Origin of the sequence: Butyrivibrio fibrisolvens (assembly GCF_037113525.1) — a bacterium.
Lineage (GTDB): Bacteria > Bacillota > Clostridia > Lachnospirales > Lachnospiraceae > Butyrivibrio > Butyrivibrio fibrisolvens.
In genome coordinates this window covers 139,067-151,329 of record NZ_CP146964.1, presented here as the reverse complement: position 1 = coordinate 151,329, position 12,263 = coordinate 139,067, and the positions used below count along the sequence as shown (strand labels likewise).

11 protein-coding genes are annotated in these 12,263 nt (G+C 38.8%); 4 read left to right on the top strand and 7 right to left on the bottom strand.

Annotated elements, in window-relative coordinates:
• Window positions 1–323 precede the first annotated feature (323 nt).
• Window positions 324–1,397: a DnaJ C-terminal domain-containing protein gene (locus tag WAA20_RS20495; protein ID WP_073386920.1), complete on the bottom strand. Its 1,074-nt coding sequence runs from the start codon at window positions 1,395–1,397 to the stop codon at window positions 324–326.
• Window positions 1,398–1,736: 339 nt separating this feature from the next.
• On the opposite strand from WAA20_RS20495, the gene WAA20_RS20490 reads away from it, so the two are divergent.
• Window positions 1,737–1,967 carry a hypothetical protein gene (locus WAA20_RS20490; RefSeq protein WP_073386922.1) on the top strand — a complete coding sequence of 77 codons (231 nt, stop codon included), beginning with the start codon at window positions 1,737–1,739 and terminating at the stop codon, window positions 1,965–1,967.
• Window positions 1,968–2,092: 125 nt separating this feature from the next.
• Here the strand turns inward: WAA20_RS20490 and WAA20_RS20485 are convergent, their stop codons facing one another.
• The 3 genes from WAA20_RS20485 to WAA20_RS20475 all read right to left on the bottom strand — a co-directional run bounded on the left by WAA20_RS20485 (window position 2,093) and on the right by WAA20_RS20475 (window position 4,522).
• Window positions 2,093–2,431, bottom strand: a complete 339-nt coding sequence (locus WAA20_RS20485; RefSeq protein WP_073386924.1) for a hypothetical protein — start codon at window positions 2,429–2,431, stop codon at window positions 2,093–2,095.
• Between the two features lie 202 nt (window positions 2,432–2,633).
• The gene (locus WAA20_RS20480) at window positions 2,634–3,779 is read right to left on the bottom strand and encodes an SAM-dependent methyltransferase (protein ID WP_073386925.1); all 1,146 of its coding nucleotides are present in this window, start codon (window positions 3,777–3,779) and stop codon (window positions 2,634–2,636) included.
• A 62-nt stretch (window positions 3,780–3,841) separates the two neighbouring features.
• On the bottom strand, window positions 3,842–4,522 hold the full coding sequence (locus tag WAA20_RS20475; RefSeq protein ID WP_073386927.1) for a YoaK family protein: 681 nt from the start codon (window positions 4,520–4,522) through the stop codon (window positions 3,842–3,844).
• A gap of 384 nt (window positions 4,523–4,906) precedes the next feature.
• Here WAA20_RS20475 and WAA20_RS20470 point away from each other — a divergent pair, with 384 nt between their 5' ends.
• On the top strand, window positions 4,907–5,362 hold the full coding sequence (locus WAA20_RS20470) for an Hsp20/alpha crystallin family protein (protein ID WP_167562698.1): 456 nt from the start codon (window positions 4,907–4,909) through the stop codon (window positions 5,360–5,362).
• Between the two features lie 105 nt (window positions 5,363–5,467).
• A complete protein-coding gene (locus WAA20_RS20465; protein ID WP_338802800.1) occupies window positions 5,468–5,902 on the top strand; it encodes an Hsp20/alpha crystallin family protein in 435 nt (144 codons plus the stop codon).
• A gap of 182 nt (window positions 5,903–6,084) precedes the next feature.
• On the opposite strand, the gene WAA20_RS20460 is transcribed toward WAA20_RS20465, so the two are convergent.
• On the bottom strand, window positions 6,085–7,218 hold the full coding sequence (locus tag WAA20_RS20460) for a hypothetical protein (RefSeq protein ID WP_073386930.1): 1,134 nt from the start codon (window positions 7,216–7,218) through the stop codon (window positions 6,085–6,087).
• A 201-nt stretch (window positions 7,219–7,419) separates the two neighbouring features.
• Here WAA20_RS20460 and WAA20_RS20455 point away from each other — a divergent pair, with 201 nt between their 5' ends.
• Entirely contained in the window at window positions 7,420–9,120 is a 1,701-nt protein-coding gene (locus WAA20_RS20455) for a methyl-accepting chemotaxis protein (RefSeq protein WP_073386932.1), read from the top strand.
• 175 nt (window positions 9,121–9,295) lie between these two features.
• On the opposite strand, the gene WAA20_RS20450 is transcribed toward WAA20_RS20455, so the two are convergent.
• Window positions 9,296–10,531 carry an LL-diaminopimelate aminotransferase gene (locus WAA20_RS20450; protein ID WP_073386934.1) on the bottom strand — a complete coding sequence of 412 codons (1,236 nt, stop codon included), beginning with the start codon at window positions 10,529–10,531 and terminating at the stop codon, window positions 9,296–9,298.
• An 83-nt stretch (window positions 10,532–10,614) separates the two neighbouring features.
• Window positions 10,615–12,228, bottom strand: a complete 1,614-nt coding sequence (locus tag WAA20_RS20445) for a CTP synthase (protein WP_073386935.1) — start codon at window positions 12,226–12,228, stop codon at window positions 10,615–10,617.
• Window positions 12,229–12,263: the final 35 nt, after the last annotated feature.

Sequence of the window (12,263 nt, the reverse complement as noted above, 5' to 3'; positions counted from 1 at the left end):
TGAGGCTGGCCGTTAATAAATGATTTTCTTGTCATGAAAATTATATAAAATTCAAGGCATGATAGATGGAGATTTCTATTCCCAGGGTCCGAAACTACAGGACGTAGTTACGACATGTTCAGAAGTTCATGGATGAACTTCTATGTCGGGAACTCGCTCCGCTCAGACATGCGGACCCTAAACAGGAATATAAACCTCCATCTATCAAGCTCTTGAATTTAATATGATTTTCAAAGACAAGAAAATCATTTATTAATGGCTAGTCTCAGGAATATTCAAGTTATTAAGTAGTTTTATAAGTGCGAAGTTTGAGTTATCTAATCTTATCCTGCCAGCTTTTCGAATTCTTTTAGCTTCTGGCAAGCCTGTTTTGAAAGATTTCTGGGGACTATTACTTCAATCGTGACGTAATGGTCTCCATTTTTATCTTTATGACCCATAACAGGGACACCTTTGTTCTTAAGCCTTATCTTACCACCTGACTGCATTCCAGCGGGTACCTGGCACATAACTTGTCCATAAACGGTATCAACTTTTATTTCTCCGCCAAACACAGCAGTAGTGAAGGGCACTCTTGCTACTGTGTAAATATCAGCGCCTTTTCTTTCAAAGCCTTCTTTGGGAATGATATGTACCTTTAGGTACAGGTCACCGTATCTATCGCCCATACGGTTCCCTTTGCCTTTTAAGCGTATGCTCTTACCATTTTCAATTCCTGCAGGGATGTGAACCTGCAAATTTACAGTCTTTCCGCCTTCTTCCTTGAGGGTTAACCTTCTTTCGGCTCCAAATACTGCATCGTCAAAAGATACATCTATATCGGAATGGATATCAAGAGGGGCGGTATCCTGCGCTCTAAAAGGAGAATCGCCTGTATAATATGAGCCACTATTAAAATTACTGCCATTAAAGCCATAATCGTTATAGTCATTGCCATTAAATCTATAACCGTTAAAATCATTACCATCAAAATCATTACTGTTAAAAGCATCGCTGTCAAAATGGAAATGCCCTCTATGCGCCGCGCGTCCGCCGCCAAACATGTTTCCAAAGATATCCCCGAATATATCGTCCATATTCCCGGGATCACCAGAAAAATGCGTATAATATCTCGTATGCCCATCAGAACCAGAGAAACCTTGGCTATGAGTATCAGTATAAGGTCCGCCATTTTCAAGACCGTCAAACCCGTAAGTATCGTACAATTTCTTCTTCTCAGGGTCGCTAAGGACAGAATAAGCCTCACTTATTTCCTCAAATTTCTTCTTCGAACTGTCATCTGCTCCAGCAGTGTCCGGATGATATTTCTTGGCAAGTTTCCTGTAAGCTGCCTTTATTTCTTTATCTGTAGCGCTTTTGCTAACGCCCAGAACTTCATAATAATCTTTTTTTGCCATATAGCATCGCCCTCCTTTCGACAATGCCGGATATTTTATCTGTTACTAATGTTCTATCACATATAGAACAACAAAACAAGGTTTTTGAAGCCTTATAACCTATAAAAAATTGATTAAAACCTAAATGCGATCAATATTGCAAAAAAAATGAATGTAAGCTATAGCGCAAAAGAATTCACAGGTAATCTGTATAACGATAAATATAATTCGAAAGACTGTTATGATAGCAAATTACCCTCTGTTAACTTGCAGATTCTACTGTTTATTTTCGAGTATCTATGCGATAATATGGTTTCATAAGAAGAAAAAACATAGCCGTAAGGCGGAAGGGAGCTATTTATGATGACAACATTATTAGTATTATTCATACTTTCAATTCTCTTTGGATTTATAAAGATAGCTTTTAAAGCAACTTGGGGACTTCTTAAACTCATTGGCGTACTTATTGCAGTAGTTTGCTTCCCATTTATCCTGATAGGATTGATACTCGGAATCGGTACCATACTCATCATTCCGATAGTTCTTATAGCAGTTGCATTCGGATGCCTTTTTAAAGCAGTTACAAACTGATCTATAAGAGTATAAATATAAAAGCTCTGCTACTTGAATTCAGGTAGCAGAGCTTTTCTTTTAGGTAACACTAACATAAATGTAGAAATAAGATCAATATTTTATACACAAATAAAGGACATGTATCACATGTCCTTTATCTGCTTCAATATGTCTTTAGCTTTGTCAGTATATGCTTCTGATAATACGAGGAGCTTGTCTGCATAATCTTTAAGATTATCGACTTTATCAGCAACCTTCTTTTCTTCGAGAATTTTCTTTCCTTTATCTAAAGCTTTGGCTGAACAAGCCTTTCCTTTACTAAATGCCTTAGATGATATCTTTTTTACTTCAGGCTCAAGCTTGTCCCAGTTAAGACCAATTGCAAAGCCGATTGCAAGAGAACAAGCTATACCTATACAAAGTCTTTTTCTATTTCTACGAGCTTTTTTCTTTTCGTCGTCTTGTTCGTTAGTTTTTTTCATTATAGCCTCCAATTCCGGCCCCTTTGTATATGGGCCTATAGTCATGACTTCGTTTTGCTTCGAAGAGACAATGTCACTTTATTTATAATTTTATTATATACGATAGCAATAATTATAGTCAGCACTATCGTTACTATATTTATTAAAATATTTCTCGAATCAAAAGTATTATTTGTTTTGTTACAGACAAAGCATAGAGATATTACATAAGAAGTTTATATAATGTTGGTTCAAAACCGAACTCTGCTATCATGCCATCTATCTCTTTTTTTGCAGTTACGACTTTGGCTTTTGGGGTAACAGGTCTTTTGATGGCTCTAATCAGCAAATTCTTAGGCGTATGATCAAGGTCTACGAATTCAAGAATCTGAGTCTTATATCCCTGACACTCAAGAATATTAGCTCTTATCGCATCTGTTGCAAGGGCTGAGAATCTTTCTTTTATAATGCCGTATCTTGACATAAGACTGAGATTCTCAGGCTTAATCTGCTTGTTAAGTTCATGTTGGCAGCATGGAACTGAGAAGATCATCTTTGCATTCCACTTAACTGCGTTATAGAGAGCAAAATCTGTTGCTGTATCGCAGGCATGGAGCGTTATGACCATGTCTACATCAAATGGAGTCTTATAACCATTGATATCGCCAAGTTCAAAGTGGAGTTTATCATATCCATACTTCTTTGCAGCTTCGTTGCAGTTCTTGATAACAGCTTCTTTAAGATCAAGGCCTATCATGTTGACATCAATGTTCTTGATATGTGTGAGATAGTAGTAAACAACAAAAGTAAGATATGACTTGCCGCATCCAAAGTCTATAACATTGAGTTTTGTTATATTGCCTGATGAAATCTCATCATCGAGTATCTCGATGAATCTGTTGATCTGTTTGTATTTATCATACTTGGACTTAACAACGCTTCCATCCTGGGTGAATACACCCATATCAACAAGTGGTGGGATCTTCATGCCTTCTTCAAGGATATAGTTCTTTTTTCCTGATGGAGCTTTTTTATTCAGAACTACCTGATCATTAGCCTTTTTCTTAACTTTATAGGTAGCTTTTCCTTTTTTTGATATAAGGATGATATGCTCTTCCGAATCTGACATACCGTTAAGCTGCTTGAAAAGACCTTCTGTAAGCTCGAAGCATCTGCCGGCAATATCAGCTTTGCTCAGATTTTCATGGAATACCTGAGTCTGTGTATATTTGGAGATCTGGTATTTGTCTTTATTTTGCTCCACTACAAGCTTTTTAAACTCATTGGAGCTACGAGTTGGATTGCTGATTATGATCTTTGTCACGTCAGCTTCTATCATCATCTTTATATATTGTTCTAATTCGTTCATTGGTAAACCTCATATCATATGAAACTAATATTTGGAAGTGGTAGAACTCGCGATACCACTTCTCAGAGTTTGAATTTATTCAAACTCGTTCTATCTACAAACATCATTATAAACGCAGCAAACAGTAAAACGGAAGCGGCAAGAATTGCTTTTTCCTGATATATATCGGAAGTATATTTTCCAATGATAGCTCCGACTATAAAAAATGCGATGCAGCCATAATACATTAAGGCTTTACTCAGCATCTTCCTGTCTTTGTGAATGAAATACTGAGACAGGCTCTGGGTTCCACTTCGCAGATTACCCGTACACATAGTTGTTGCCATAGCGTATCCATGGAACTTGGCGAAGGTCGCAACTTGCGTTCCGCAGGTAAAAGAAATAAGTGAGTTAACTATCAGATTCATGCTCTGGGGCATGAATGCAGAGATAACAAGCGCTATTATTTCAATCAGTAAAGAAATCTGCCTCCAATGGAACATACCCTGTTCGTTATTCTTAAGTCTTATAACTTCAGATACTACAACTCCAAGCGCAAAGGCTGTTATAGGTATAAGGTACTGCAGAGCTTTGGTAATATGAAGGTTTGAAAGGTTAATAGCCATCAGTACTATATTGCCTGTTTCGGCATTAGCAAATACACCGCCTCTGCATATATATGAATATGCATCCATAAAGCCGCCTGCAATAGCAAGAATTACTGCAAGCAGCATTGATTCTGACATCTGTCTTTGGGTTTTCATTTTGTTCTTGACCTCGCCACGTAATTTGCTCATGACTTTTTGTCACTTCGTTCCAAAAGTCATGTAAATAGGCCAATTGAGAACACCTTCGGTGTTAGGCCTATTTACCTACCGATTCATTTTCTTACGAAATCCGCAGTAAATGCGGATTTCTGATTCAAAGTTGCGAAAACATATACATTATAGCGCTTATTTAGGCCTACTGGTACTCTTTTCCCAAATTATAAACTGTTATATACCAAATAGAACATAAATTCTTTAGAATTATATAATTCCTAGTTAATTGGATTGCTGTTCTATCTGTGCTATAACATAGTCACAAGGAGATGAAAGTTACATTCCTCGAAATGATAAATAAAAATAAATAGTAAGGAGATGACTATTATGATGAGAACAGGTAGAAGAAATCAAAATTGTGGTAACAGATATTATAACGATGCATTCGATCTTATGGACGACATGTTCACAAACTTCTGGGGAACAGGTCTTGAATCCACCAGTAACATGAGAACAGACGTGATCGAAGAAGAAAATGACTACCAGCTGATCACAGATCTTCCGGGATTTGAAAAGAGTGATATCAACATCTCTCTCAAGGAAGACATCCTGACAATCACAGCCAGCCACAAGGATGCTGAGAATAAAGAAGCTGATGACAAGAAGCCAGAACCCAAGTACATCAGAAGAGAAAGAGTAAAGAGCTCATTTGAAAGAACATTCAGAGTTGAAAATGTAACAGCAGAAGATATCTCAGCAGCTTATGAAAACGGCGTTCTGACAGTAACTATTCCAAAGAAACAGCCGGTAGAGCCTGAGACCAAGAGAATTGCTATTGCATAATCTTTTTACACCGCACAAATATATACGAGTTTAAATGACTCGGGATTTATGATTACAGCTAATAGCTGTAAATATAGAAGGGAAGTGTTTATTATGTTGATGCCTATGTTATGGAAAAATGATCTTGATGAGATAATGGATCCTTTCGATATGTGGGATCACGCAACTGACAGGTTCTTTGGTAATGACCTTATGGAGTTCGATACCATGAAGACCGATGTTATCGAAGAAGACAACGATTATAAGCTTGAGGCTGATCTTCCCGGATTCGATAAGAAGGATATCGGTATCGACCTTAAAGGCGGCGTCCTTACTATCAGTGCTAATCACAAAGAGAATAAGGATGAGAAGAATTCTAAAGGTAAATATGTCCGCAAGGAACGCAGAGAGATGTCCTATCACAGAAGCTTTACTGTTGGCGATAACATGAAGCCTGAGGATATAAATGCAGCTTATGAAAACGGCGTTCTTACCATTATTCTTCCTAAAAAAGAACTTGAGCAGAAAAATGACGACGTTATGAAGATCGAAGTTAAATGAACATGTTCATTTAAATAAAGAATAAATAGCCGCGATAAAACTGGGTACATATCATACTTCCAGTTTTATCGCGGCTTTTATTTGCATTTTATGAAGCTATTAGCATTTTAATGTAGTTAATGATTATAATTCTGGTATTAGTAATACGTTACAGATATTACTTCACTATTTCTGAGCAGACATTAATTATAATCTGCGATAGTAATAGTCTTATTTGCTTCTTCTTCGCCAATAAATCCCAAATGATATTTTATAACCCGCGCCAGTGCGTCGCTGTAGATGCGTCTACCTTTAATATTCATGGTAAGGCAATCTGATTCAAGGTACTGACTATAAGTATGACCGTTCAGGTCAAAAAGTGTTCCGCTGATAGCAGGAAGCTTTAGTGCATTTGTACTTCCTTCTGCTGCAAGCATTGTTTCATTAGCATATACAGCGAGTGTTGTAAGTCCCTTTGTTACAGAAAATGCATCACCTATATCATTACCTTCGTCATCAAAGAATCTGCAATAGTATGGACTGCATATTATAAACTGTGCATTAGGTGATACTTCCTGTAATATCTTTATTCCTGTGACAATAGCTCCATACAGGCTGTGTTCATCTTCAGGATTGCTCTCATTTTTTGCTTCAACGCCGTTGTAATAATCATGGTAGCCATAACCTATTACATAATAGTCTACAGTTTTAACATTGACCTTGCTGCAGGCATCAATAGCACTTTGACTTACCTTATCGCCAAATGATGAAATCTTGATATCCCCTGCAAGGACATGAGCCATGGCTGTAAAGCCTGGTTCTGTGTAGGCAGATAGATCAGTCGAAGTCTGTGAGCGTGGAATAGCTCCCATAGTGTCTTTTATCGCAAGATTATATACTTCAACATAATCGAATCTGTTAGCCATGAGATCCGGAATCGTATTTCCTTCACTTGCTCCAGTCAGAAACTGTTCATCCCCAAGGAAAACAAGATTAAGATATCCATCTTTAACAGGCTCTTGCGGACTAATAGGATCTCTGTAGACAGTAGTAGAAGTTGCTGCACTGGCGCTGGCATCTGCTTCATCATTTGTAGAAACATCTGTAGTATTATCACTGGGCGAAGCATCATCAGCAGATGTTTCACCTGCGGAAGCAGATCCTTCATTTGATGAATTAGTATCATCACTTGATCCGTTTACTCCGGATACATTTTCTGCAGGTGTAACCGTATCAGGAAGGGCATTAGTATTAGTCTTTGGAGACGTGCAGGCGGATAAAGCCAACGCTGATATCGAAATAATTAATACCTTTAATATATTATTTCTTTTTTTCATATTAATGATCCCTCCATACATAGACATCGATCTATGAATATATTAGTACTATCGTGCAATTAAAACCAGTTGAAAAAATACTGTAATTCTCTATATTCTATCATATTTCTTTATATGGGGAGTATAAAAGAGTTAATTAATAATAATAATATGCCGATATAAATTCGTAAAACGTGATAACCACTATTTGGAGGTATCTGCATGAAAAAAAGATCTATAAATATTTTTTCTATTTACGCCAAGATCATTATGCTGATCATTGGATGCGTATTACTATTTCTTCTTTTAAACATAGTTTATATTATTCCACAGTCCAGAAGTGCAATTCAAAAAGTAACAGAAAATAACATGCAGGATATAGTAACCCTGTCTTCTCAACTTGTTGATGATCTGGTCGAAGAAAATGGAGAGGAGAACACAGATTATGAGATCCTGAAAACCAGACTTGATGGAAAAGGTCTTAATGGTATTTCCTCCAGTTATGTTTATGTAGTAGATGGAGAAGGAACATTTCTTTATCACAAAAAAGAGGATAAGCTTGGAACGACTGTTTTTAATGACAATGTTGCAGCTATTTTAAAAGCGATTCCTACAGGTAATTATGAAGAAAATGGTGTGTTCCATTATGTCGATGAAAATGGCGTTACCAAATATGGCTCTTATCAGGTAATATCTTCAACTAAATGGGTCGCAGTCATTGTTGCCAACGAAACTGAAATAATGGCTGAGATCAATACAGTAAGAAACGCAAGTATAATGCTTTCAGTACTGCTTGGCCTTATACTTCTCGGATTCAGTATCCTGGCAGCTGCAGGAATCACAAGACCTATAAGACGTCTTACAGGTATCATTAAGCAGGTTGGTGATCTAAACTTCACAAAGAGTGGCGACCTTGAAAAGATGGAAAAAAACAAAGATGAAACAGGTATTATGGCCGTAGCCATCGGAGAAATGGAGCAAAATCTTCGTGATCTGGTTGGAAGGATAAGTGCTACATCAGATAATCTTGCCGAACATGCAGAAACTCTTTCAGATATAACATTCAAGATTGATTCTGCCAATGCAGATAACTCAGCAACTTCAGAAGAACTTGCAGCATCAATGCAGGAGACATCAGCATCAACGGATCTTATAAGTAATAATACTAATTCAATAAAAGAAAAAGCTGATGAGATTGCTGATTCTGCACTTAATTCAGCTGATATGGCTAAAGAGATCAGTGAAAAAGCTGCAGGAATTCATCAGGAAACAATTGCAGCATCACAGAAAACCAAGACTATTTATGATGAGATTGATGCTCAGGGTAAAGAAGCTCTTGAAAAATCGAAAGCTGTTGAAAAAGTCAATACCCTTGCAGGAGCTATCCAGGATATTTCTAGTCAGACCAATCTCCTTGCTCTTAATGCTTCAATCGAAGCTGCACGTGCCGGTGATGCAGGTAAGGGATTTGCTGTAGTTGCTACTGAAATAGGATCCCTTGCAAACCAGTCTTCAGAGACTGTAAACGACATCATGCAGATAGTTGCAGAAGTACAGGATGCAGTTAACGAAATGAGCAAATGTCTCCAGCGAACACTTGATTATGTAAGTAATGATGTTGCTGCAGATTATGATAAGTTCCTTGACATGAGTGAACAGTATGAAGCAGATGCAAAGGGTTTCTCGGATGCTCTCAGTTCAATTTATGATCAGATCGGAGAACTTCAGGAAGCAACTAATGATATAAGCACTTCTGTTGCTGATATCTCAAAGACGATCGGAGAAGCTGCAACGGCTGTTACGACTGTAGCAGAGAAGACTACAGATGTGGCACAGCTTTCTGAAGGCGTAGTAACTGTAGTTGCTGAAACCAAGGATAATTCTAACGAACTCAAGGAAATTCGTAATTCATTTACAATTTAACATAAAGCATTATCCCTTTATCTATAGATTAGAAAAAGATAATCAGACATTAAAAACCTCCTAAGTGACTCCGTTTTATTACACGAGCAGCCATCTTAGGGGGTTTATTATGTTTTGAACTGATTATACTAATATATATTTGGAATCAAAAAATAATTATATCCCATTATGGTGATTACATATTTTTGATTCTTTCAATAGCCCTTACGCTGTTTTCATAGCTTCCGAAAGCAGTAAGTCTGAAGTAGTGCTCGCCGCTTGGACCAAAGCCTGAACCTGGAGTACCAACAACATTTGCCTTTTCAAGAAGCATATCGAAGAATTCCCAGCTTGTCATGTTGTCAGGAGTCTTAAGCCATACATAAGGTGAGTTCTCGCCGCCGTATACGGTGTAACCGGCTTCCTTAAGACCATTCTTGATGTACTTGGCATTCTTCATGTATGTAGCAACCTGCTCCTTGATCTGAGCCTTGCCTTCTTCTGAGTAGCATGCAAGACCTGCGCGCTGTACGATGTAAGGAGCACCGTTATACTTGGTGCCGTGTCTTCTTGCCCAGAGGCTGTGAAGCTCGACGTTTTCTTTTCCTATAGCAGTTTTAGCTACTACGATGTCGTGAGGAATGATAGTTGCGCCAAGTCTAAGACCTGTAAATCCCGCATTCTTGGAAAAAGATCTAAGCTCTATAGCGCAGGTTCTTGCACCCTTACACTCATAGATGCTGTGAGGGATTGAAGGATCTGTGATATAAGCTTCATATGCTGCATCATAGATGATGATAGCGCCAACCTTATTAGCATAATCAACCCATTTCTGAAGCTCATCTCTTGTGATAACTTCACCTGTTGGATTGTTAGGGAAACACAGATAGATAAGGTCAGGTGTTTCTGTAGGAAGCTCCGGAGCGAAGCCGTTCTCAGCTGTACATGGCATATAGATTACGTTACTCCACATGCCTGTCTTTTCATCATAATCACCGCATCTTCCTGCCATAACGTTGGAATCAACATATACAGGATATACAGGGTCGCATACAGCAAGCTTTACGTCCTGGCCGAAGATCTCCTGGATGTTGGCAGAATCTGACTTTGCACCATCGGAGATGAAGATCTCATCATCAGCGATATCGCAGCCGTTATTTCTGTAGTCGTTTTCAGCCATAGCATGACGAAGGAATTCATAACCAAGGTCTGGTGCGTATCCCTTGAAGGTATCAGCACTTGCCATCTCGTCAACGGCCTTGTGAAGCTCGTCTATAACAGCTTTGCACAGGGGCTGTGTTACATCACCAATACCAAGACGAATGATATCAGCATCCGGATGAGCTTTTTGATAAGCTGCGACTTTCTTTGCGATTCCTGAAAACAGATAGCTTCCCGGAAGTTTTAAATAGTTCTCATTAAGTGTGTACATATGGCCTCCTGTTATAAAGATTTTGATTCTTATTTTTGGTATATAATTGTTTAAAGTGATTTTTGAATCCTACGTTCAACTAATTAGTTTTTGCTCTCTTCGTGCTTAAGAGCTGCTTCTACGAGGCCCGCAAAGAGAGGATGTGGTCTGTTAGGTCTTGATTTGAGTTCAGGATGAGCCTGAGTTGCGATGAAGAAGTCACATGAAGGATTCTCGATCATCTCTACGATCCTGTTATCAGGTGATGTTCCGCATATGCAAAGACCAGCATTTACAAAAGCTTCTCTGAATGAGTTATTTACTTCATATCTGTGACGATGGCGCTCTGCAATATCACATGAACCATAGAGTCTGTGTGCAAGAGAGCCTTCTTTTAATGTACATGGATATGAACCAAGACGAAGAGTTCCGCCAAGTTCATCATCTGCGTCGTGGTCAGGAAGGAATGCAATAACAGGATGCTGAGTGCCTGCATTAAACTCAATTGAGTCTGCATCATGGATTCCTGCAACGTTTCTTGCAAATTCAACGATGGAAAGCTGCATACCAAGGCAAAGGCCAAGGAATGGAACATTATTTTCTCTAGCATACCTGATAGCGCATACCATTCCATCGATACCCCTGTCGCCAAAACCTCCGGGAACAAGGATACCATCAACATCTGAAAGAGCCTTGGCTACATTTTCATCATTGATTGTCTCAGAATCTACCCATTTAATATTAACTTCAGCCTTATTGGAGATTCCGCCATGCTTAAGAGCTTCAACTACGCTGATATAAGCATCATGAAGCTGTGTATACTTGCCAACAAGAGCAATACTTACTGTATGATTTAATGAATAAAGAGTATTGACCATCTCATTCCAGTCTGTGAGATCCGGTTCAGGACATTCAAGGCCAAGGCACTTACATGCTACCTGGGCAAGGTGCTCTTTTTCCATAGCAAGAGGAGCCTCGTAGAGATATTTAAGGTCAAGGTTTTTAAGAACGTTGTCTGCAGGAATATTGCAGAAAAGTGCGATCTTATCCTTTAATTCGTCATCAAAATCAACTTCGGATCTTGCAACAATAACGTCTGGCTGAAGACCCATTCCCTGCATAGTCTTAACAGCTGCCTGAGTGGGCTTTGTTTTAAGCTCCTGTGAACATCTAAGGTAGGGCAGGAGTGATACAAGAATGATCATGGAGTTCTGAGGGCCTACCTCGTGCTGGAACTGACGAATAGCCTCAAGGAATGGCTGAGATTCAATATCACCAACAGTTCCGCCCACTTCGATAATGGCGATATGCATATCTTCGTCAGTATCGTTGCGGTAAAAGCGGCTCTTGATCTCATTAGTAACATGAGGAATTACCTGAACTGTGTGTCCTCCGAAGTCGCCGCGACGCTCCTTCTGAAGAATTGACCAGTAAACCTTACCACTTGTTACGTTGGAATTCTTGTCGAGACTTTCATCGATGAAACGTTCATAGTGTCCAAGATCCAGGTCAGTTTCTGTACCGTCATCTGTTACAAACACCTCTCCGTGCTGGATCGGGTTCATTGTACCTGGGTCGATATTAAGATATGGGTCGAATTTCTGCATTGTTACCTTATAACCTCTGGCTTTTAAGAGTCTTCCCAGAGATGCTGCTGTTATTCCTTTTCCAAGTCCTGAAACTACGCCGCCTGTTACAAATACATATTTTGTCGCCATAAAAGTCTCCTTCTCCTATAAAACAAAAAAGAACC

What these genes read in the sequence shown, in the direction of transcription:
- WAA20_RS20495 (WP_073386920.1), bottom strand. Translation starts at nt 1,397, where the DNA reads ATGGCAAAAAAAGATTATTATGAAGTTCTGGGCGTTAGCAAAAGCGCT.
- WAA20_RS20490 (WP_073386922.1), top strand. Translation starts at nt 1,737, where the DNA reads ATGATGACAACATTATTAGTATTATTCATACTTTCAATTCTCTTTGGA.
- WAA20_RS20485 (WP_073386924.1), bottom strand. Translation starts at nt 2,431, where the DNA reads ATGAAAAAAACTAACGAACAAGACGACGAAAAGAAAAAAGCTCGTAGA.
- WAA20_RS20480 (WP_073386925.1), bottom strand. Translation starts at nt 3,779, where the DNA reads ATGAACGAATTAGAACAATATATAAAGATGATGATAGAAGCTGACGTG.
- WAA20_RS20475 (WP_073386927.1), bottom strand. Translation starts at nt 4,522, where the DNA reads ATGAAAACCCAAAGACAGATGTCAGAATCAATGCTGCTTGCAGTAATT.
- WAA20_RS20470 (WP_167562698.1), top strand. Translation starts at nt 4,907, where the DNA reads ATGATGAGAACAGGTAGAAGAAATCAAAATTGTGGTAACAGATATTAT.
- WAA20_RS20465 (WP_338802800.1), top strand. Translation starts at nt 5,468, where the DNA reads ATGTTATGGAAAAATGATCTTGATGAGATAATGGATCCTTTCGATATG.
- WAA20_RS20460 (WP_073386930.1), bottom strand. Translation starts at nt 7,218, where the DNA reads ATGAAAAAAAGAAATAATATATTAAAGGTATTAATTATTTCGATATCA.
- WAA20_RS20455 (WP_073386932.1), top strand. Translation starts at nt 7,420, where the DNA reads ATGAAAAAAAGATCTATAAATATTTTTTCTATTTACGCCAAGATCATT.
- WAA20_RS20450 (WP_073386934.1), bottom strand. Translation starts at nt 10,531, where the DNA reads ATGTACACACTTAATGAGAACTATTTAAAACTTCCGGGAAGCTATCTG.
- WAA20_RS20445 (WP_073386935.1), bottom strand. Translation starts at nt 12,228, where the DNA reads ATGGCGACAAAATATGTATTTGTAACAGGCGGCGTAGTTTCAGGACTT.